This window comes from Nocardioides sp. WJ219 (genome assembly GCF_058559815.1).
Genome location: NZ_JBZUJV010000001.1, coordinates 652,580 through 673,692, shown reverse-complemented (window position 1 = coordinate 673,692; position 21,113 = coordinate 652,580). Strand labels below are relative to the sequence as shown.

Genomic DNA, 21,113 nt, shown 5'->3' with positions numbered 1-21,113 from the left:
TCGGAAGGGTCACGGCGAGGACGAGCGCGGCAGCCCCAGCAGGTCGACGACCCGCGTCGCGGCCTCCTCCGGCGTGAGGTCGTCGTTGTCCACGCGGTGGAGCGGGTAGCGGTCCGCGAGCGGGAACGCCTGGTCGGGACCGGTGCTCATCCGGTGCCGCTCGTCCCAGTCGAGCAGGTTGCCGCGCGCCCACGCGACGTCGCGCTTGGACGCCTTGACCTCGAGCCGCAGCGGCGTGCCCTCCCGGCCGAGCCGGGTCGCCTGGCTCGACCACAGCTCGACGAAGTCGACGCGACCGCCGGCCGCCTCGACGGGCGCGACGAGCCGCTCCACGAACGCCGCGTCCTCGGCGCTGTCCAGGGCCCAGACGACCGTGAACACCAGCCCCGGCAACCCGTGGGCGAGGGCCTCCTCGATGATCCGGCGGCGGAACTCACCCTTGAGCCGCTCGAACGGCGGCGTGCCGAACTCGAAGATCCCCAGCAGCGGCTCGATCGTCGCGTGGTTGTGGAACAGCCGGTACGGCGTCAGCCGCGCGACCTCGCGGCCGACGGTCATCTTGCCGACCGCCGGAGGACCGAACAGGACCACCAGGTGCACGGCGTCATCCGATCACGTCCGGCGCCGGCCCCGCCTCCCAGCTCGGGACGGGCTGGGACACGCCCTAGTTCTCGGCGGCGCGCTCGCTGCCGCGACGCCAGCGGATGCCGGCCTCGAGGAAGCCGTCGAGGTCACCGTCGAAGACCGAGGTCGGGTTGCCGACCTCGAAGCCGGTCCGGAGGTCCTTGACGATCTGGTAGGGGTTGAGCACGTAGTTGCGCATCTGGTCGCCCCAGCTGGCCTGGACGTCGCCGCGCAGGCCGTCGAGGTGGGCCTTCTCCTCGGCCTTCTTGGCCGCGAGCAGCTTGGCCTTGAGGACGACGAGCGCGCTGGCCTTGTTCTGCAGCTGGCTCTTCTCGTTCTGGCAGGACACCACGATCCCGGTGGGCAGGTGCGTGAGCCGCACCGCCGAGTCGGTCGTGTTGACCGACTGGCCGCCCGGGCCGCCGGAGCGGAAGACGTCGGTCTTGATCTCCTCCTCGGGGATCTCGATCTCGTCGGTCTGCTCCAGCACCGGCACCACCTCGACGGCGGCGAACGACGTCTGGCGGCGGCCCTGGTTGTCGAAGGGGCTGATCCGCACCAGCCGGTGGGTGCCGGCCTCGACCGAGAGCGTGCCGTAGGTGTACGGCGCGTGCACCGCGAAGGTCGCCGACTTCAGGCCGGCCTCCTCGGCGTAGGAGGTCTCGTAGACCTCGACCTTGTAGTCGTGCTGCTCGGCCCAGCGGATGTACATCCGCATCAGCATCTCGGCGAAGTCGGCGGCGTCGACGCCCCCGGCGCCGGACCGGATGGTCACCAGCGCCTCGCGGGCGTCGTACTCACCGGCGAGCAGGGTGCGGACCTCGAGGCTCTCCACGGCCTTCTTGACCTTGCCGAGCTCGCGCTCGGCGTCGGCCAGCGAGTCCTCGTCGCCCTCGGCGAGGCCGAGCTCGACCATGATCCCGATGTCCTCGATGCGGGTGCTCAGCTCGGCGAAGCGGTCGACCTGGCCCTGCAGGTCGGAGAGCCGCCCGGTCACCCGGGTGGCGTTGGCCTGGTCGTCCCACAGGTCGGGTGCCGCCACCTGCTCGCCGAGGTCGGCGATGTCGGCGCGCATGCGGTCGAGGTCGAGCACCTGGCCGATGGTGCTCATCGTCGCCTGGAGCTGCTTGATCTCGGATTCGTAATCGGGGCCTGCCACAACGACCAAGGCTACTCGGCCTCCGTCGGACCGGTCAGTCGCGCCTCGGTCGCGCCTCAGTCGAACGGGTTCTGGTCTGCCAGCGCCACCGCGTGGCTGACCATGAACGGCGCGACCTGGTGCTGCAGCCACGGCCGGTTGATCCACAGGTAGGCGTCGACGTGCTGCGCCGCGAGGCGGCGTACCGGGGCCGGGAGCCCCCAGCGCGGGTGGGCCACGTCGGTGGTCGGCGGGATCCCGAGCGCGACGCACAGCTCCTGCGTCGGCGTGCTGCACATCTTGGCGTGGTTGATCGAGACGCTGCGCGGATAGACCTTGCGGAAGTCGGCACCGGAGAACCCGCGGCCGTTGTCGGCGGTGTCGACGACGAAGTGCCGGTCCTCGATACCGCGGGCGGCGAGCGCCGCGACGATCCGGGCGCCGAAGCGCACCGACTGCCGGGTGGTGTCCATGTGGGTGATGCTCAGGGCGAAGCCGCGGGCGTCGGCGACACCGGCGTTGACCAGGAGCCGGACGGCCTGGGCGATGTCGTCGCGGAACCAGCCGGGCGAGCCCATGTCGATGTAGACCGAGGTGCGAGGCAGGTCGCCGAGCACCCGCGCCGTCCAGGCGATCAGCCGCGAGGGCAGTGTCGAGCCGCCGGGGACGCAGCGGGCGAACGGCCCGTCGGGCTGCAGCACCACCGCCATCCGGGCGTCGCCGATCGCGCCGGCGGCGCTCGTCACGTACCGCTTGTACGACGCCACCTCGGCGTCGGTGGGCAGGCGCTTGCAGGCGTCGCTCTCCCACGGCGTCATCCGGAACAGCGTCATCTGCGTCAGCACGTCGGGGTCACCGTGGGTGGACTCCTGGATGTACTGGTCGACCTTGGACGCGATGTCGGCGTCGGCGATCCACCGGCCGAACCACTTCGCCCGGGGCTGCAGGGTGATCTGGCCGATCGCGGCCCTGGTCGGGCCGGTGGCGCGCAGCCACGGCTCGTAGGCGTCGTCGGCGCGGCCGAGGTAGGTGCCCCACTCGAGCCCGGCGAGCGGGTTGGTCGGGTTGGCGGCGAGCCGGGGCGTGGCGGGCCCGTAGGTCAGCACGAGCGACTGCCCGACGGCCTCGCCGCGCTGGCCGCCGGCCACCGCGCGCACCGCGACCCGGTAGGTGCCGCCGCGCGCCAGCCCGGTCACCAGGGCCTTGCGGACGCTGCCGGCGACCACCTGGCGCACGGCGCCGTCGACGAGCACCTCGTACGACGTCGGGGCGCCCGCGGCGGGGTCGGCCCAGGTCAGCGTGAACCCGGGCAGCCCACCGGAGCGGATGTCGACGTCGACGTCGCGGGGACGTCCGGGGTCGGCCGCCGAGGCAGGGGCCAGCACGGTCGCGACCAGGACGAGCACGAGGGCGGCGAGCAGGGATGTCCGAGGCAAGGGTCCAGCCGTTCGACGTGGGGGGCGGCACCGGCTCGGTGCCCTTCTCCCAGGTGATCGGCCCGGCGGGCACCCGGGTTGAGTGCTCACGGTGCGAGCCGCACGGTCTCCCAGCCGTCGCCGGCCCGCCGGTAGACGAGCCGGTCGTGCAGCCGGTTCGGCCGGCCCTGCCAGAACTCCACGACCTCGGGGCGCACGAGGTAGCCACCCCAGTGCTCCGGCGGCGGGACGGCGTCGGTGCCGGCGAACCGCGCCTCCGCCTCGTCGTACGCCGCCGCGAGGGCGGCGCGCCCGGGCACGACCTGCGACTGGGGCGAGGCCCACGCCCCGAGCCGGGAGCTGCGCGGGCGCTGGGAGAAGTAGTCCTCGACGTCGGCGCGCGGCAACAGCGTGGCGACGCCGTCGACCCGCACCTGCCGCTCGAGCTGGTGCCACGGGAACAGCAGCGCGCACCGCGGCTGGGCGGCGAGCTCGGAGCCCTTGCGCGACGCCTGGTTGGTGAAGAACCGGAACCCGTCGGGACCCACGCCTTTGAGCAGCACCGTGCGCGCGGCCGGCTGGCCCTCGGGCGAGACGGTGGCCACGACCATCGCGTTGGGCTCGGCCAGCCCGGCGTCGTGCGCCTCGGCGAACCAGCGCTCGAACATGCCGACGGGGTCACCGGTGAGGTCGTCCTCCGACAGCCCGCCGGCGGCGTACTCGCGCCGCAGCGCAGCCAGGTCCTGCGCCTCTCCCATGCGCCCCAACGTAGTGGGGCACAATGCCGCGGGGCGAAGACGCCTCTCATCCGCTTGTGAAGGAGCGACGCATGACCGAGGTACACCACGGGCTCGAGGGCGTCGTCGCTTTCGAGACCGAGATCGCGGAGCCCGACAAGGAAGGCTCGGCGCTGCGCTACCGCGGCGTCGACATCGAGGACATCGTCGGGCGCGTCCCCTTCGAGAACGTGTGGGGCCTGCTGATCGACGGCACCTACGCCCCCGGCCTCGCGCCGGCCGAGCCCTACAACCTGCCCGTCCACACCGGCGACGTGCGCGTCGACGTCCAGGCGGCGGTGGCGATGCTGGCCCCCGCGTTCGGCTTCGGCCAGACCTACGACATCACCGACGAGCAGGCCCGGGCCGACCTCGGCCGGGTCGCCGTCATGGTGCTGTCGTACGCCGCCCAGTCGGCCCGCGGCCTGCACCAGGCCGTCGTCCCGCAGAAGGTCGTCGACGAGGGCGCCACGCTGGCCGAGAAGTTCCTGATCCGGTGGAAGGGCGAGGCCGACCCCAAGCACGTCAAGGCCATCGACGCCTACTGGAGCAGCGCCGCCGAGCACGGCATGAACGCCTCCACCTTCACCGCCCGGGTGATCACCTCCACCGGCGCCGACGTCGCCGCGGCCTTCTCGGGCGCGATCGGCGCGATGAGCGGCCCGCTGCACGGCGGTGCCCCGGCCCGTGTGCTGACGATGATCGAGGCCGTCGAGGAGCAGGGCGACGCCACCGCCTACGTCAAGGGCCTCCTCGACTCCGGCGAGCGGCTGATGGGCTTCGGCCACCGCGTCTACCGCGCCGAGGACCCGCGCGCCCGGGTGCTGCGGCGGACGGCCAAGGAGCTCGACGCCCCCCGCTACGAGGTCGCCGAGGCCCTGGAGCAGGCGGCGCTGAAGGAGCTGCGCGAGCGGCGTCCCGACCGCGTGCTCGAGACCAACGTGGAGTTCTGGGCCGCGATCGTCCTCGACTTCGCCGAGGTGCCGTCGAACATGTTCACCTCGATGTTCACCTGCGCCCGCACCGGCGGCTGGTCGGCCCACATCCTGGAGCAGAAGAAGACCGGTCGCCTGATCCGGCCCTCGGCCATCTACACCGGCCCGTCCGCCCGTCCGGCCTCCGAGGTCGACGGCTGGAAGCCCGAGTGGGCCGACTGACCCGCCCGGTCCTGCGCACCGAGCGGCTGGTCCTCGAGCCGCTCACCCACGAGCACACCGAGCTGCTCGTCGACCTCGACTCCGACCCCGAGGTGATGCGGTTCCTGCTCGGCCGCGCGTCCCCGCGCGAGGAGGTGCTGGCGCGGATGCCGCGGCGCACGCGGCCCGAGGCCGACGCGCGCGGCATCGGCTACTGGCTCGGGCACGACGCCGCAGGCACCTTCCTCGGGTGGTGGGCGCTGATCCCCGACGACACCGACCCCGACGCCGCCGAGCTCGGCTACCGGTTGCGGCGCGACGCCTGGGGCCGCGGCTACGCGACGGAGGGGTCGCGTGCGCTGCTGGCACACGCGTTCGGCACCGTCGGCCTGGGCCGGGTCTGGGCCGAGACGATGGCCGTCAACGCCGGCTCGCGCGGCGTGATGGCCAAGCTCGGCCTGGCGCACGTGCTCACCGAGGTCCGCCCCCGGGACGTCGCCCTCCCCGGCTGGGAGCAGGGCGAGGTGCGCTACCAGGTCGACCGGACGACGTACCTGGGCGGGCAGCTGGACCAGCCGGACCAGTCGGACCAGCCGGACTAGCCGGGCTGTCCCGCCTCGGCCGCGGACGGGGTGAACGCCTTCGCCAGCAGGGCCGACAGCTGCTCGCGCTCGGCTCCACTGAGGCGGGCGACGCCGTCGGACGGCAGGGTGAAGCGCTCCTCGACGTCCCGGCTGACGTCGACACCGGCCTCGGTGACCGAGACGCGCCGGGTGCGGCGGTCGTGCGGGTCGGGCTCGCGGGTCACCAGGCCGCGCGACTCGAGCCGACCGACCAGCTGAGAGACGTTGGAGGCGTCGCAGGCGAGCTCGGTGGCCAGCTCGCCCATCGTGCGGCTCCCCCGGCCGAGCTGCACCAGCACGCAGGCCTGCGCGCCGCTGAGGCCGGCGGGGTGCGCGGCGCGCTCGAACGCCGCCTCGTAGGCGTAGACGAAGTCGTAGAGCTGGTCCTCGAGGCGCACGGCTCCAGGATACGTGAGTCACTCACAGAAAATGCTTGATCAACTCATGCATCGGTGCTTCGATGGTGTCGATCCTGTAGTCACTCAAGCATTGAGGAGAACCCCCATGACACGTGTCCTGATCACCGGTGTCCGCGGCAAGACCGGCGCACCGCTCGCCCGACTGCTCACCGCCCACGACGACGTCGAGGTGCTCGGCGGCAGCTCCGACCCGGCCTCCATCGACCTCCCCGGGGTGCGCCCGACGGCGTTCTCCTGGGACGACCCCGCCGGCTGGGCCGCGGCGGTCGACGGCGTCGACGCGGTCTACGTCGTCCGCCCCGACCTGGAGGACGCCCCGACCCTGGTGGCCGACCTGCTGCGGGCCACCCCGGCCCACACCCGCGTCGTGCAGCTCTCGGAGCAGGACGCCGACTCGTTCGCGCCCGGCACCTGGGCGCTGGAGGTCGAGCGGGCGGTGCGCGAGAGCGGCCGCAGCTGGGCGATCCTGCGCCCGGGCTGGTTCGCCCAGGTCTTCACCGACGACCGCTACCTGCGCCGCGACGTGGCCGCCGGCCGGCTGGCCTTCCCGACCGGCGGCGCGGCCCTGGCCTGGATCGACGCCCGCGACATCGCCGCCGTCGCCGAGCGCGCGCTGCTCGACGACGCCCTCGCCGGCACCGTCCACGAGCTGTCCGGACCGGAGGCGTTCACCCTCCCCGCGACGGTCGCCGTGCTCGCCGAGGCACTCGGCCGCCCCGTCGAGCACCTCGAGGTGTCCGTCGAGGACGCCGTCGCCGGCGCCGAGGGCTTCGAGCACTGGGAGCTGGTCACCACCTACGAGCGGGTGCGCGCCGGCGTCTACGCCACGGTCACCGACGGCGTCGAGCGGGTCACCGGTCGTCCGGCCCGCCCCTTCCACGCGTTCGTCGCCGACCACCTCCACGAGCTGGCGGGTGAGGCTGTCGGCGACGCCGTCCGCTGACCGGTCCGGACGCGTCAGCCCGGGCGGGTGGTCCGGGCCAGGTACGCCGCACCGCGCGGGGAGAGCTCGTAGCCGACGCGGTGGCTGAGGGTGAGGCCGAGGTTCTTCAGCTTGCGGACGTCGATCTTGAACGGCGCCGTCTCGCGGCCGACCATCGCGGCGAGGTCGGGCGCGCGCCGCTCGGGGTGCGCCTCGACCAGCCGCAGCGTGGTCATCGTCCAGGCGCCGTGGCTGCTGGCCCGGTCGAGCCGCTCCAGGCGACGGTCGAGGTGGGCGACGTCGTCGTCGGTGAGGTCGGCGCTGGCCCGCAGGGCCAGCCGCGGGTCCTCCCCCACCCACGACACGGTCACCTTGTACGTCGGCCATTCGTCGTCGCCGGCCAGGCGCGCGCGCAGCCGCTCGGCGTCGCGCCAGCCGGCGAGCACCGCCTCGTCGTCGGTGATGAGGTCCGGGTCGACCACCTCGACGGCGTCGACGCGCACCATGCCCGAGGAGCTGGTGAACACCGCTCCTGGCGCGACGTCCGGTCGCCGCCAGCGGCGGAACGCGAGCGTGACCGACCCGTCGCGCACGCCCTGGGCGGCCTTCATCGGCAGCCTCACCGCGGCTCCCGCAGGTCCTTGCCGAAGCACCGGTTGACCGGCGAGTCGCGGTAGTGGCCGAAGCCGGGGATGCGCGTGTAGCCCGAGGACTCGTAGAGCGCGATCGCCTCGGGCTGCTGCAACCCGGTCTCGAGCACCATCGCCTCCGCGCCCGCCGCAGCGGCCGTCGTCTCGAGGTGGGCCAGGACCGCGCGGGCCAGGCCGAGCCCGCGGGCGGCGGGGACGACGTACATGCGCTTGACCTCGGCGGTGGCGGTGGCGCCGAACGCCTCGACGGCCACCCGCCGCCAGGCCCCGGTGACGACCGGCTCGCCGTCGAGGTGGCCGACGAAGAAGCTGCCGGCCGGCGGCTCGAACACCAGCGGGTCGAGCGGGGTCTCGTCGCGGCCGCCGTAGCGCGCGACGTACTCGGCCTGGACCTCCTCGACGAGCCGCAGCGCGTCGGGATCGCCGTGGCCGACGCGCACCAGGCGCAGCGGGTGCATCTGGACGGGTCGTGGGGTCTGGCTCATGGCGCTGCCAGACTAGGACGGTGACGATCGAGATCCCCGCCGACCTGCTGCCCGCCGACGGACGGTTCGGCGCCGGGCCGTCGAAGATCCAGCCGGCCCACCTCGACGCGCTCGCCGCCACCGGCCGCTCGCTGATGGGCACCTCCCACCGGCAGGCCCCCGTGCGCGACCTCGTGGGGCGGGTGCGGACCGGCCTGACCGAGCTGTTCTCGGTGCCCGACGGCTACGAGGTGGTGATCGGCAACGGCGGCGCCACGGCGTTCTGGGACGTCGCCACCCACGGCCTGGTCGAGCGCAGGTCGCAGCACCTGTCGTTCGGCGAGTTCTCCGCCAAGTTCGCCAAGGCCGCCCAGGCGGCGCCGTGGCTCGACGAGCCGAGCGTCATCGCGAGCGACCCCGGCTCGCGTCCGGTGGCCGTCGCCGAGGACGGCGTCGACGCCTACGCCTGGGCCCACAACGAGACCTCGACCGCGGTGATGGCGCCCGTCGTGCGGCCCGCCGGCACGACCGCCGACGGACCCGACGGCGCCCTCGTGCTCATCGACGCCACCTCCGGCGCCGGCGGCCTCCCGGTCGACCTCGCCGAGTCCGACGTCTACTACTTCGCCCCCCAGAAGTCCTTCGCCTCCGACGGCGGCCTGTGGATCGCGATCATGTCGCCGGCCGCGCTCGAGCGGGCTGCCCGGATCGCGGCGAGCGACCGGCACGTCCCGGCGTTCTTCGACCTGCCGACCGCGATCGACAACTCCACCAAGAACCAGACCTACAACACGCCCGCGGTGGCCACGCTCTTCCTGATGGCCGAGCAGCTCGACTGGATGAACGGCGAGGGCGGCCTCGCCGCGATGGTCGAGCGCACCACCGCCTCCTCCGACACCCTCTACGGCTGGGCCGAGGCGTCCTCCTACGCCTACCCCTACGTGCGCGAGCCCGACCACCGCTCGCTGGTGATCGGCACCATCAACCTCGACGAGTCGGTCGACGCCGCTGCAGTCGCGGCGGTGCTGCGGTCCAACGGCATCGTCGACACCGAGCCCTACCGCAAGCTCGGCCAGAACCAGCTCCGGATCGCGATGTACCCCGCCGTCGACCCCGCCGACGTCGCGGCGCTCACCCGCTGCATCGACCACGTCGTCGAGCGCCTCTGACCCGCGGGGTATGGGCGTCGCCCTCGACCTGAGCCGGTCGGCCTGGTGGGCGGGGCGGGTCGGGCCGGGTCGGGTCGCCGTTCCCGCGCGATCGAACGGCAATGGCAGATCCCCGGCCCACAGAAGTGTCGTTCCCGCGCGATCGAACGGCAACGACAGATCCCCGGCCCACAGAAGTGTCGTTCCCGCGCGATCGAACGGCAACGACAGATCCCCGGCCCACAGAAGTGTCGTTCCCGCGCGATCGAACGGCAATGACAGATCCCCGGCCCACAGAAGTGTCGTTCCCGCGCGATCGAACGGCAACGACAGATCCATCGGGGGCAGCGGTCAGCGCAACGCCGCAGCCACCGCGTCGTACGACGCCCGGCCGAACGCCATGACGCGGGCCTCGGTCACCTCGGTCGGGGTCGTCCGCAGGGTGTCGACGGCGGCCGCGATCGCGTCGTCGAGGGGCCAGCCGTAGACACCGGCCGAGACGAGGGGGAACGCCACGGTGCGGGCCCCGAGCTCGTCGGCGACGGCCAGGGCGCGGGCGTAGCAGGAGACCAGCAGGGACCGGTCCCGCTCGCCGCGCGTGTGGTTCGGTCCCACGACGTGGATGACCCAGCGCGCCGGCATCGCCCCGGCCGTCGTCCAGCCCGCGTCGCCGGTGGCGAGCCCGGTGGGGAACCGGCGGCGGCAGTCCTCGAGGACCGCGGGTCCGCCGGCGCGGTGGATGGCGCCGTCCACGCCGCCGCCGCCGCGCATCGCCCGGTTGGCGGCGTTGACGACTGCGTCGACGTCCTGGGTGGTGATGTCGCCCTGCACGACCGTGACCTCCGCCGTCACCGCTGGGCCACCGCCTTGATCAGCGTGAGCGTGGCCCGCTCCAGCGCCGCCTGCCGCTCGTCGGGGTTGTCGTACCGGCGCTGCGTCGTCCTCCGGATCGTCAGGCCGCGCTCGTAGGCCTCGATCACCCGCGGGTCGACGTAGGAGGAACGGGCCAGGGTCGGGGTGTTGCCGAGGAACTCCGAGACCTGCTTCATCGCCGAGGAGACCGCCCGCTTGCGCGAGGCCTTGGTCTGGCCCGGCTCGGGGGACTCGGCCAGCGCGGCCGCGGCCAGCACGGTGGCGTGCCAGGTGCGGAAGTCCTTGGCGGTGGCCTCGAGCCCGGTGGCCTCGCGCACGTAGGTGTTGACCAGGTCGGGGATGACCGAGCGCCAGCTGCGGCCCTCCTGGTAGGCCATCAGCCGCGGGTCGTCCTTGGCCCGGCGACGCCGCATGATCTCCACGGCCTCGACCACCGTGGCGTCGTCGATCTCGATCCGGTGGTCGACGCCGGACTTGCCGGTGAAGGCGAACACCAGCCGGTCCTGCTGGCGGCGCACGTGCCGGCGCTCGAGCGTGGTCAGCCCGAAGGAGCCGTTGGTGTCGGCGTAGACGTCGTTGCCGATGCGGAAGTAGCCGAGGTCCAGCAGCCGTACGGCGGCGGCACAGGCGCGCTCGAGGGGCATGCCCTCGCGACCGAGGTCGCCCAGCACCCGCTCGCGGGCCTTGACCAGGCCCTTGCCGAAGAGCAGCATCCGGTCGAACTTCTCGGCGTCCCGCCTCAGCCGCCACTCGGGGTGGTAGAGGTACTGGCGGCGCCCGGCGTCGTCGGTGCCGACGGCCTGCAGGTGGCCGTTGGCGTACGGCGTGATCCAGACCTCCTGCCAGGCCGGCGGGATCACCAGCGTCCTGATCCGGGCGACGTCCTCGGGTGGCAGCCGGTTGCCGCGGTCGTCGAGGTAGACGAAGCCCTTCCCGGCGCGGCGGCGCGTCCAGCCCCGCTGGTCGGGCGACGTGCGACGGAGACGGACCACGCCCCGACCCTAGGGACGGGCGACCGGCCTTTCCTCACCCACGTGGACGGAGCGAGCGGAGCAGCACCACGAGCCCCACCGCGCCGAACCCGATCCCCACGGCGAACGGCCAGGCCGAGCGCCCACCGGCCTCGTCGTCGGCGTCGGCGGGAGGCACCTCCGGCTGCGCCGCCGGCGTCGGCGCGACCTCCGGTCCCGGCGTGACCTCCGGTTCGGGTGCGACCGCCGCCGCGACCGGTCGCGGCAGCCGCACCCGCAGCACCCGGGAGCCCGCGCCCTCGGTGCTGACCAGCACGACGCCGTCCTCGTCGACGGTGATGCCCTCCCCCTGGGGCTGGTCGGGCAGCGCGAACGAGTCGACGGCGTCGAGCCCCGGCCAGGTGTAGACGACCGCGGTGGAGTAGCCGCGGACCACGAGGTGGCGCCCGTCGGGCCAGAACGCGCCGTCGGTGGCGATCGCGTGGGCGGTGCCGATCGAGCGCATCGGGTTGGCCTTGTCGGGGTCGAGCCGCTGGGGTGCGCGCAGCACGTCGCCGCCGAAGATCCCCTTGGTCACCACGACCAGGCGACCGCTCGGGTCGACCAGGAGCGTCTCGGCGTCGCGGGGGCCGTCGGGGTAGACCAGCTCGTACGACGGCAGGTCGGCGTCACGGACGTCGCGGTCGCCCCGCCCGACGGGCACCCGGGTCACCGTGACCGAGTCGCGCGACTCGGGGTTGTCGCCGATGTCGGCGACCCACACCTCGCGGGCGCCGTCGCCGGCCGGGGCCAGCGCCTCGACGTCCTCCGGCTCCTCGCTCCAGGTCGTGACCCCGACGGTGTCGCCGGTGGCCCGGTCCACGGTGAAGACGCGACCGGTGTCACCGGAGTCGTTGGTGGTGACCACGAGCCCGTCGCGCGCCACGAGCCCGCTCGACTCGACGATCGCGGGGTCGCTGAACGTGAGCTCGACCCGGCCGCCCGGCGCAGCCGGGGCGGTGGCGAACCCCACCACGAAGGGCAGCGCCGTCGCCGCGGCCAGCACCCGACCCACGTCGGCGGCCCTCATCGCTCCAGCAGCGCGGCCAGTCGCGGCCGCAGCCCCCACTGCCCCACCAGGGACTCGTAGTCGTCCGCGACCCCGTCGGCCACCACCCCGGTGCGCACCGCACGGAGCATCGTGTTGCGCGGGGTGTGCTCGCTGGCGACGAACTCGACCACGTCGACCCGGTAGCCCTGGAGCCGCATCAGCGACGCGCGCAGCCCGTCGGTGAGGGTGTCGGCGAGCCGCTCGCGCAGGATGCCGTGCCGGGTCAGCTCGTCGTACGGCGTCGGGGTGGGCGCGGTGCGCAGCTGCGCGGCCACGTCGTGGTGGCAGCACGGCGCCGCGAGCACCAGCGGCGCCTCCCACCCGACCGCCCGGGCCAGGGCCTCGTCGGTCGCGGTGTCGCAGGCGTGCAGCGCCAGCACCACCTCCGGCGCCGGGTCGACCACGGCCTCGGCGATCGAGCCGACGACGAAGGTGGCCCCGAGCCCCAGCTCGGCGGCGACCTGGGTGTTGTGCTCGCGCGACTGCTCCTTGACGTCGACCCCGGTCATCGCGACCGGGATCCCCCTCACGTCGGTGAGGAAGCGCTGCGCGGCAAAGGTCAGGTAGGCGTTGCCGCACCCGAGGTCGGCGACCCGCAACGGGTCCTCGACGGTCGGCTTGCGCAGGTGCCCGGTGGCCCGGGCGTCGGTCACTGCGGCGTCGAGCAGCCGCAGGAACTCCTCCACCTGGCGCACCTTGGCGGCGCGGCTCGGCTTGTCGGCCAGCCCGAGCGCCCGCCACAGCGGGTCGTCGGCGGCGAGGAGCCGGTCCTTGGCGCGGTCGTGCCCGTGCTCGGCGGCCACGGTCTCGGCGCGGGCCTTGCTGCTCACCAGCGCCTCGCCCCGCTTGGTCACCCGGACCTGGTGGACGTGGGTGGCGGTCTCGACGTGCCAGTTGCCGAACGGCTCGGCCAGCAGCGCGTCGACCGCGGCGGCCGCGGCGTCGCCGGCCGCGTGGTTGACGGTGTGCGCCTGCGTGGCGTCGTACGACGTCACCTGCAGGTGTCGCCCCGCCTTCAGGTCGACGTACCTCGCCTCCACCCGCCGCCACGCCGGCACCTCGGTCCTCCGGCGTCCCGACGCCACGGCGCGCACCAGGGCGTCGGTATCGAGCAGCGCCTCGCGCACCAGGGCGAGCGCGGAGTCCAGCGACGCGGTCACAGCACGGCCGCCACGAGCACGATCACCAGCAACGCCACCAGGGCCACCGGGATCACGAGGCGGCGGTAGCGGGGGTTCACCTCCCCAGCCTAGGCCGCCCCCGCACCCACGAGGATCGAGGAGGGCGGCCACGACCGTCTCGAGACCCTCCCGCCAGCGCGCGGAGCCTCACCAGTGCTCCATCGACCCCCGGAACACCCCGGCCAGGTCGTCGCCGGTGACCTCCTTGGGCGCGGTGGCCAGCAGCCGCTGCTGCTGCAGCGCACCGTCGACCAGGGCGTCGACGTCGGCCTCGCCGTAGCCGACCTCCGCCAGCCCGCGGGGGATGCCGACGTCGCGCATCAGCGCCACCAGCACGCCCGGCAGCACGTCGGGACCGGACGCCGACGTCGGCACCGTCGGGTCGAGCAGCCGGGCGGCGGTGAGGTGCCGCTCGGGGGCGGCGTCGAAGGTGAAGCGGAAGGCCTCGGGCGCGGTCAGCGAGACCGCCATCCCGTGCGGCACGATCGGGGCGTCGGGGTAGCCCGCGGGCCGGTAGTCGCGCACCCGGCCGGCGATCGGGTAGGCGTTGGCGTGCGGCACGTGCACCCCGGCGTTGCCGAAACCGAGGCCGGCGAAGGTGGCCGCGAGCGACATCTGCTCGCGCGCCTCGACGTCGCCGCCGTCGGCCACCGCCCGCCGGAACGACCCGGACAGCAGCGACATCGCCCGCTCCGACCACAGGTCGGCGATCGGGTTGGCACCGCAGTAGGGCACGCGCTGCTCGGGTCGCTTGGCCTCGAAGTCGCCGAACCAGCGCGCGGTGTAGCTCTCCAGCGCGTGGCACAGGATGTCCATCCCCGCCGCCGCGGTCACCGTCGCCGGCTGGGTGAGGGTCAGGGCCGGGTCGACCACGGCCATCGTCGGCCGCAGCCGGGGGTGGCTGATCCCGGTCTTCACGTGCAGCGACAGCACGTCGAGCACGCAGATCGTGGTGCTCTCGCTGCCTGTCCCGGTGGTCGTGGGCACGGCGACCAGCGGCAGCAGCGGCCGGGTCGGGGCCTGGGCCCGGCCGACCGGGGCGTTGACGTAGTCCATCAGCTCGCCCGGGTTGGTGCAGAGCAGGTTGACCGCCTTGGCGGTGTCGATCGCCGAGCCGCCGCCCACCGCCACGATCGCGTCGAAGGACCCGGCGTCGCGGGCGAACGCGATCGCGTCGGCCATCGACTCGTCGGTGGGCTCGACCCGCGCCGCGTCGTACGTCGTGACCTCCAGCCCGCAGGCGCCGATCTGCTCGGCGATCCGGGCGGGGTGGCCGGTGGCGGCGACGCCGGGGTCGGTCACCAGCAGGACCCGCCGCGCGCCGAGCGCGGCCAGGTCGTGCCCGATCTCGCCGGACGAGCCGGACCCGAACTTGAGCGCCGGTGCTGCGTAGGTGAAGACGGTCTCGGTCACCACGCCACTGTAGGAGCCCGCCTCAGCGCAGTCCCAGGGCCTGCCGGACCGTGTCGACCACCGGGACGGCACCCGACTCGACGTCGGCCACCCGCACCCACTCGACCGCGTCGGTGGTGCCACCGACCTCGACCTCGAACGTCGCGCCCGGCGGCAGCGTGGCGGCGTAGACCAGCCCGACGGTCTGCACCTCCTCGTCGCGCCCGTTGGGCGCCGTGCCGGACACCGTGTCGGTGACGGTGCCGAGGAGCCGCTCGACGGTGGCCTTGGCGCCGGTCTCCTCGGCGACCTCGCGCACCACGCCGGCGGCGGGGTCCTCCCCGAAGTCCACTCCCCCGCCCGGCAGCGACCACTGGCCGGTGTGGAAGCCGCGCGGCGAGACGCGCGTCAGCAGCACCTGCTCGTCGGGCTCGGCCCGGCGCACCAGGGCGTACGCCGCGACCCGCTGCCACCGGTGGGGCCGGTAGGTGCCGAGCGCCTCCTTGACCATCGCGACCGTCGGGACGGTGCCGTCGAGCACCCCCGCGATCGGCCGCCAGGCCGCCTCGATCGTCGACCCGTCGACCTCCACGACGCGCGGCTCGGGCGAGTCGAGCGGCACCCAGCCGTCGTAGACGATGCGCAACGAGTGGGCGTCGACGCGACGACCGCGGCGCCAGGTGTCGGGCAGGTGCAGGCTGAAGGTGCGCGCGGACTCCCCCACGGTGACGTCGAGGCCCGTCTCCTCGTGCACCTCCCGGACCACGGCGTCACGCGGGTCCTCGCCGTGGTCGAGGCCGCCGCCGGGCAGCGTCCACAGCTCGCTGCGCGAGACCCGCGGCGCCAGCCGGCTGAGCAGGATCTGCCCGTCGCGCACGATGACGGCGTACGCCGCCACGCGCTGCACCCGGTTGCCTGCCATGCCGCCAACCCTATGCAACCGGGGTGCCGCCGTCGGGGTGGTCCCCGGACGTGCGCCCGGGGCCCGGGCCTAGCCGAACGGCGGGCGGTGGTCCTGCGCCAGCGAGCGTCGTCCGGCCCAGCGCCACACGCGCGCCGCGCGGTCGCGGTCCTCGTCGGTGACCAGGTTGCCCATCCAGCGCAGCGCGAGGGTCATCAGCCAGTCCGAGCGCATGCCGGCCGGGCCGAGGGCCGGCAGCAGCCGCGGCACGGTGACCAGGCCCGCGAGCCGGCGGGCGATCGAGAACGCCTCGCCGTAGTGGTCGCGCAGCAGGGCCGGCCAGGCCAGGTCGAGCTCGTCGCGCTCCTGCATGACCTCGACCAGCAGCCGCCCGGTCTCGAGGCCGTAGTCGATGCCCTCGCCGTTGAGCGGGTTGACGCAGCCGGCGGCGTCGCCGATGAGCGCCCAGTTGCGGCCCGCGACGTTGCTCACCGCCCCGCCCATCGGCAGCAGCGCCGAGGTCTTGGCCCGGATCGGGCCCTCGAGCTCGAACTCCTCGCGCCGCTCCTCGGCGTAGAAGTCCATGAGCGGCTTGATGGCGATCTCGGCCGGCCGCTTGGCGGTGGCCAGGGTGCCGACGCCGAGGTTCACCTCGCCGTTGCCCAGCGGGAAGATCCAGCCGTAGCCGGAGAGGATGGCGCCGTCCTGGCCGCGCAGCTCGAGGTGGCTGCTGATCCACGGGTCGTCGGACATCGCGCTGGCGACGTAGGACCGCCCGGCGACGCCGTAGACGGTCTCGCGGTGCCACTCGCGCCCGAGCAGCTTGCCGAGCGGGGAGCGGACGCCGTCGGCCACGACGAGGCGCCGGCAGCCGATCTCGAAGGTCTCCTCGCCCTGCTTGAACACGACCGCGGTCACCCGCGCGCCGTCGCGGCGTACGTCGACCGCGCGGGCGCCGTCGACCGCCGTCGCGCCGCTCTTGATCGCGGTGGTGCGCAGGTGGTCGTCGAGCTCGGTGCGGGCCACCGCGCTCCCCCAGTCGGGCAGGGTGCCACCGGGCCACGGAAGCAGCAGCGTCTGCCCGAACCCGTGCGCCCGCAGCCCCTGGTTGACGGTGTGCGCGCGGAGCCAGTCCTCGAGGCCGAGCCGCGAGAGCTCGTGGACGGCGCGGGGCGTCAGGCCGTCACCGCAGGTCTTGTCGCGCGGGAAGACAGCCATGTCGGCCAGCACGGTGTCGAGCCCCGCCCGCGCGGACCACGCGGCCGCGGCCGAGCCCGCCGGGCCCGCGCCGACCACCAGGACGTCGGTCTCCCTCGTCAGCACGCTCACCCACCCAGTGTCCCACCCGCCCCTGGACACCCGAAAAACGACGGTGACCCGTCGCACGCGTGCGACGGGTCACCGTGACCTGGACTGCTCAGGTGCTCAGTTCTGGTACGACCCGAAGTCGAAGTCGTCCAGGGCAACAGCCTGACCCGTGCCGGCAGCGCCGAACTCGTAGTCGTAGGTGTCGTAGCCGGTGACCGAGTACGCCGCGGCGCGGGCCTCCTCGGTCGGCTCGACCCGGATGTTGCGGTAGCGCTCCAGGCCGGTACCGGCCGGGATCAGCTTGCCGATGATCACGTTCTCCTTCAGGCCACGCAGGCTGTCGGAGCGACCGTGGATCGCGGCGTCGGTGAGCACCCGGGTGGTCTCCTGGAAGGAGGCCGCCGAGAGCCACGACTCCGTGGCGAGCGAGGCCTTGGTGATGCCCATGAGCTCGGCACGACCCGAGGCCGGCTTGCCGCCCTCGGAGACGACGCGGCGGTTCTCCTCCTCGAAGCGGACCCGGTCGACGAGGTCGGACGGCAGCAGGTTGCTCTCGCCCGACTCGAGCACGGTCACGCGCCGCAGCATCTGCCGCACGATGATCTCGATGTGCTTGTCGTGGATCGACACGCCCTGGCTGCGGTAGACGCTCTGCACCGACTCCACGAGGTGCTCCTGGGCGGTACGGATGCCCTGGATGCGCAGCACCTCCTTGGGGTCCGGCGTGCCGACGGTGAGCTGCTGGCCCACCTCGACCCGGTCGCCGTCGGCGATCAGCAGGCGCACGCGTCGGCTGACGACGTACTCCTTGACCTCCGACCCGTCGTCCGGCGTGAGCAGGACCTTGCGGGCCTTGTCGGTCTCGTCGATCTCGACGCGGCCGGCGGCCTCGGCGATCGGCGCCAGACCCTTGGGCGAGCGCGCCTCGAACACCTCGACCACGCGGGGCAGACCCTGCGTGATGTCGTCGGCCGCGGCCGAACCACCGGTGTGGAAGGTACGCATCGTCAGCTGGGTGCCGGGCTCACCGATCGACTGGGCGGCGATGATGCCGACCGCCTCACCGATGTCGACGAGCTTGCCGGTGGCCAGCGAGCGGCCGTAGCACTTCGCGCAGGTACCGGTCTTGGCGTCGCAGGTCAGGACCGAGCGGACCTTGACCTCCGCGATGCCGGCCGCGATGAGCTCGCCGATCTTGACGTCGCCGAGGTCGCCACCCGCCTCGACCAGCACCTCGCCGGTCTCGGGGTGGGTGATCTCGGACGCCGCCGACCGGGCGTACGCCGAGGTCTCGACGTGCTCGTGCTTGGTCACCGAGCCGTCCTCGAGCACCTCGCCGATCTTCTTCGGCAGGCCCCGCTCGGTGCCGCAGTCGTCCTCGCGGATGATGACGTCCTGCGACACGTCGACCAGACGACGGGTCAGGTAGCCCGAGTCGGCCGTGCGGAGCGCGGTGTCGGCCAGACCCTTGCGGGCACCGTGGGTGGCGATGAAGTACTCCAGGACGGTCAGGCCCTCCCGGAAGTTCGACTTGATCGGCCGCGGGATGATCTCGCCCTTGGGGTTGGCCACCAGACCACGCATGGCCGCGACCTGCCGGATCTGGTTCATGTTGCCGGACGCGCCGGAGTTGACCATGACGAAGATCGGGTTGGTCCGGTTGTGGGTCTCGAAGTTGTCCTCCATGGCCCGCCCGACCATGTTCGAGGCCTCGGTCCAGATCTCGATGAGCTCCTGGCGGCGCTCCTCGTCGGTGACCAGACCACGCTCGAACTGCTTCTGGATCTTGGCGGCCTTGATCTCGAACTCGCCGAGGATCTCGGCCTTGTTGTCCGGGGTCACGACGTCGTCGATCGAGACCGTGACACCGGAGTGGGTGGCCCAGTAGAAGCCGGTGTCCTTGAGGGCGTCGAGCGAGGCGGCGACCTCGACCTTGGTGTAGCGCTCGGCGAGGTCGTTGACGATCGCGCCGAGGGCCTTCTTGCCCACCTCGTAGTTCACGAAGGGGTAGTCGGCCGGCAGGGTCTCGTTGAACAGCGCCCGGCCCAGCGTGGTGTCGAGGGTCATCGTGACCAGGTCACCGGTGTGGTCGGGGTGGTCCATCGGCGCCACGACGTCGTCGAGGCGGATCTTGACCCGGCTCTGCAGGGCGATCTCGTGCTTGTCGAACGCCATGATCGCCTCGGCCACCGACGAGAACGCGCGGCCCTCGCCGGGCACCCCGTCGCGGTCGGAGGTCATGAAGAACAGCCCGATGATCATGTCCTGGGTCGGCATGGTCACGGGTCGTCCGTCGGACGGCTTGAGGATGTTGTTGGTCGAGAGCATCAGGATCCGCGCCTCGGCCTGGGCCTCGGCCGACAGCGGCAGGTGCACCGCCATCTGGTCGCCGTCGAAGTCGGCGTTGAACGCCGTGCAGACGAGCGGGTGGATCTGGATGGCCTTGCCCTCGATCAGCTGGGGCTCGAAGGCCTGGATGCCGAGGCGGTGGAGCGTGGGTGCCCGGTTGAGCAGCACCGGGTGCTCGGTGATGACCTCCTCGAGCACGTCCCAGACCTCGGGACGCACGGCGCGCTCGACCATCCGCTTGGCGGACTTGATGTTCTGCGCGTGGGACAGGTCGACCAGCCGCTTCATCACGAAGGGCTTGAACAGCTCGATCGCCATGTTCTTCGGCAGACCGCACTGGTGCAGCTTGAGCTGCGGGCCCGAGACGATGACCGAGCGGCCGGAGTAGTCGACGCGCTTGCCGAGCAGGTTCTGGCGGAAGCGACCCTGCTTGCCCTTGAGCATGTCGGACAGCGACTTCAGCGGCCGGTTGCCCGGGCCGGTCACCGGACGACCGCGGCGGCCGTTGTCGAACAGCGAGTCGACGGCCTCCTGGAGCATCCGCTTCTCGTTGTTGACGATGATCTCGGGCGCGCCGAGGTCGAGCAGCCGCTTGAGCCGGTTGTTGCGGTTGATGACCCGGCGGTAGAGGTCGTTCAGGTCGGAGGTGGCGAAGCGGCCACCGTCGAGCTGGACCATGGGGCGCAGGTCCGGCGGGATGACCGGGACGGCGTCGAGCACCATGCCGCGCGGCTCGTTGCCGGTCTTGCGGAACGCGTCGACGACCTTGAGGCGCTTGAGGGCGCGGACCTTCTTCTGGCCCTTGCCGGTCGCGATGGTCTCGCGCAGCGACTCGACCTCGCCCTCGATGTCGAAGCCCTCGAGGCGCTTCTGGATCGCCGTGGCGCCCATGTGGCCCTCGAAGTACTTGCCGAACCAGTTCTTCAGCTCGCGGTAGAGCAGCTCGTCACCCATGAGGTCCTGGACCTTGAGCGACTTGAAGGTGCTCCACACCTCGTCGAGGCGGGTGGTCTCGATGTCCGAGCGCTTGCGCAGCTGGGTCATCTCGCGCTCGGCGCCGTCGCGCACCTTGCGCTTCTGGTCGGCCTTGGCGCCCTCGGCCTCGAGCGCGGCGAGGTCCTCCTCGAGCTTCTTGGTGCGGTCGGCGATCGAGCTGTCGAGACGCTTCTCGAGCATCTCGCGCTGCTGCTGGACCTTGGCCTCCAGGGAGGTCAGGTCGCGGTGGCGGGCGTCCTCGTCGACCGAGGTGATCATGTAGGCCGCGAAGTAGATGACCTTCTCCAGGTCCTTCGGGGCGAGGTCGAGCAGGTAGCCCAGCCGCGACGGCACGCCCTTGAAGTACCAGATGTGGGTCACGGGCGCGGCGAGCTCGATGTGGCCCATCCGCTCGCGACGCACCTTGGAGCGGGTCACCTCGACGCCGCAGCGCTCGCAGATGATGCCCTTGAAGCGCACGCGCTTGTACTTGCCGCAGTAGCACTCCCAGTCCCGGGTGGGACCGAAGATCTTCTCGCAGAAGAGGCCGTCACGCTCGGGCTTGAGCGTGCGGTAGTTGATGGTCTCCGGCTTCTTGACCTCGCCGTGGCTCCACGTGCGGATGTCGTCCGCGGTGGCCAGGCCGATCTTGAGCTGGTCGAAGAAGTTCACGTCGAGCACGATGGCTGCAACCCTTCGTAGTACTGAGAAAAGTGATTAAGGGGGGTCGGAGGCCGGCGCCCCTCCCGGGGCGCCGG

The 21,113-nt window shown here is 72.8% G+C and carries 19 protein-coding genes; 4 read left to right on the top strand and 15 right to left on the bottom strand.

The genetic code is table 11. The features are described from left to right. Nucleotides 1-9: 9 nt before the first annotated feature. The 4 genes from AC4MBH_RS03260 to pdxH form a co-directional block, all read right to left on the bottom strand. Nucleotides 10-600: an AAA family ATPase gene (locus AC4MBH_RS03260; protein WP_491792899.1), complete on the bottom strand. Its 591-nt coding sequence runs from the start codon at nt 598-600 to the stop codon at nt 10-12. Between the two features lie 64 nt (nt 601-664). Next, nucleotides 665-1,783: a peptide chain release factor 2 gene (gene prfB, locus AC4MBH_RS03255; protein WP_491792898.1), complete on the bottom strand. Its 1,119-nt coding sequence runs from the start codon at nt 1,781-1,783 to the stop codon at nt 665-667. Between the two features lie 56 nt (nt 1,784-1,839). Next, on the bottom strand, nt 1,840-3,198 hold the full coding sequence (locus AC4MBH_RS03250) for a glycoside hydrolase family 6 protein (protein ID WP_491792897.1): 1,359 nt from the start codon (nt 3,196-3,198) through the stop codon (nt 1,840-1,842). A gap of 86 nt (nt 3,199-3,284) precedes the next feature. Then, nucleotides 3,285-3,935 (bottom strand): pyridoxamine 5'-phosphate oxidase, encoded by a 651-nt coding sequence (gene pdxH, locus AC4MBH_RS03245; RefSeq protein WP_491792896.1) that lies wholly within the window; start codon nt 3,933-3,935, stop codon nt 3,285-3,287. A 71-nt stretch (nt 3,936-4,006) separates the two neighbouring features. Here pdxH and AC4MBH_RS03240 point away from each other — a divergent pair, with 71 nt between their 5' ends. Both AC4MBH_RS03240 and AC4MBH_RS03235 read left to right on the top strand, forming a co-directional pair. Next, entirely contained in the window at nt 4,007-5,110 is a 1,104-nt protein-coding gene (locus AC4MBH_RS03240; protein WP_491792895.1) for a citrate synthase 2, read from the top strand. Next, nucleotides 5,098-5,691: a GNAT family N-acetyltransferase gene (locus tag AC4MBH_RS03235; protein WP_491792894.1), complete on the top strand. Its 594-nt coding sequence runs from the start codon at nt 5,098-5,100 to the stop codon at nt 5,689-5,691. The genes AC4MBH_RS03240 and AC4MBH_RS03235 overlap by 13 nt, the downstream gene beginning before the upstream one ends. On the opposite strand, the gene AC4MBH_RS03230 is transcribed toward AC4MBH_RS03235, so the two are convergent. Continuing rightward, on the bottom strand, nt 5,688-6,110 hold the full coding sequence (locus AC4MBH_RS03230) for a MarR family winged helix-turn-helix transcriptional regulator (RefSeq protein WP_491792893.1): 423 nt from the start codon (nt 6,108-6,110) through the stop codon (nt 5,688-5,690). The genes AC4MBH_RS03235 and AC4MBH_RS03230 overlap by 4 nt on opposite strands. A gap of 106 nt (nt 6,111-6,216) precedes the next feature. On the opposite strand from AC4MBH_RS03230, the gene AC4MBH_RS03225 reads away from it, so the two are divergent. Beyond that, nucleotides 6,217-7,074, top strand: coding sequence for an NAD(P)H-binding protein (locus AC4MBH_RS03225; protein ID WP_491792892.1), 858 nt, complete (start codon nt 6,217-6,219; stop codon nt 7,072-7,074). Nucleotides 7,075-7,088: 14 nt separating this feature from the next. On the opposite strand, the gene AC4MBH_RS03220 is transcribed toward AC4MBH_RS03225, so the two are convergent. Further along, on the bottom strand, nt 7,089-7,676 hold the full coding sequence (locus AC4MBH_RS03220) for a hypothetical protein (RefSeq protein ID WP_491792891.1): 588 nt from the start codon (nt 7,674-7,676) through the stop codon (nt 7,089-7,091). After that, nucleotides 7,673-8,188: a GNAT family N-acetyltransferase gene (locus AC4MBH_RS03215; RefSeq protein ID WP_491792890.1), complete on the bottom strand. Its 516-nt coding sequence runs from the start codon at nt 8,186-8,188 to the stop codon at nt 7,673-7,675. Before AC4MBH_RS03215 ends, AC4MBH_RS03220 begins: the two co-directional genes overlap by 4 nt. Before the next feature lie 20 nt (nt 8,189-8,208). Here AC4MBH_RS03215 and serC point away from each other — a divergent pair, with 20 nt between their 5' ends. Next, nucleotides 8,209-9,336: a phosphoserine transaminase gene (gene serC / locus AC4MBH_RS03210; protein ID WP_491792889.1), complete on the top strand. Its 1,128-nt coding sequence runs from the start codon at nt 8,209-8,211 to the stop codon at nt 9,334-9,336. A 330-nt stretch (nt 9,337-9,666) separates the two neighbouring features. On the opposite strand, the gene AC4MBH_RS03205 is transcribed toward serC, so the two are convergent. The 8 genes from AC4MBH_RS03205 to AC4MBH_RS03170 all read right to left on the bottom strand — a co-directional run bounded on the left by AC4MBH_RS03205 (nt 9,667) and on the right by AC4MBH_RS03170 (nt 21,036). Then, a complete protein-coding gene (locus AC4MBH_RS03205) occupies nt 9,667-10,167 on the bottom strand; it encodes an O-acetyl-ADP-ribose deacetylase (protein WP_491792888.1) in 501 nt (166 codons plus the stop codon). Next, complete coding sequence (locus tag AC4MBH_RS03200) at nt 10,164-11,180, bottom strand: DNA topoisomerase IB (protein WP_491792887.1); 1,017 nt, start codon at nt 11,178-11,180, stop codon at nt 10,164-10,166. Before AC4MBH_RS03200 ends, AC4MBH_RS03205 begins: the two co-directional genes overlap by 4 nt. A gap of 34 nt (nt 11,181-11,214) precedes the next feature. Then, a complete protein-coding gene (locus AC4MBH_RS03195; RefSeq protein WP_491792886.1) occupies nt 11,215-12,228 on the bottom strand; it encodes a hypothetical protein in 1,014 nt (337 codons plus the stop codon). Further along, nucleotides 12,225-13,409, bottom strand: a complete 1,185-nt coding sequence (locus tag AC4MBH_RS03190; RefSeq protein WP_491792885.1) for a class I SAM-dependent methyltransferase — start codon at nt 13,407-13,409, stop codon at nt 12,225-12,227. The genes AC4MBH_RS03195 and AC4MBH_RS03190 overlap by 4 nt, the downstream gene beginning before the upstream one ends. Nucleotides 13,410-13,577: 168 nt before the next feature. After that, nucleotides 13,578-14,843 (bottom strand): hydroxyacid-oxoacid transhydrogenase, encoded by a 1,266-nt coding sequence (locus AC4MBH_RS03185; protein WP_491792884.1) that lies wholly within the window; start codon nt 14,841-14,843, stop codon nt 13,578-13,580. Between the two features lie 22 nt (nt 14,844-14,865). Further along, nucleotides 14,866-15,744, bottom strand: a complete 879-nt coding sequence (locus tag AC4MBH_RS03180; RefSeq protein ID WP_491792883.1) for an NUDIX domain-containing protein — start codon at nt 15,742-15,744, stop codon at nt 14,866-14,868. A gap of 69 nt (nt 15,745-15,813) precedes the next feature. Continuing rightward, nucleotides 15,814-17,052, bottom strand: coding sequence for a geranylgeranyl reductase family protein (locus tag AC4MBH_RS03175; protein WP_491792882.1), 1,239 nt, complete (start codon nt 17,050-17,052; stop codon nt 15,814-15,816). 96 nt (nt 17,053-17,148) lie between these two features. After that, complete coding sequence (locus AC4MBH_RS03170; RefSeq protein ID WP_491792881.1) at nt 17,149-21,036, bottom strand: DNA-directed RNA polymerase subunit beta'; 3,888 nt, start codon at nt 21,034-21,036, stop codon at nt 17,149-17,151. Nucleotides 21,037-21,113 lie beyond the last annotated feature (77 nt).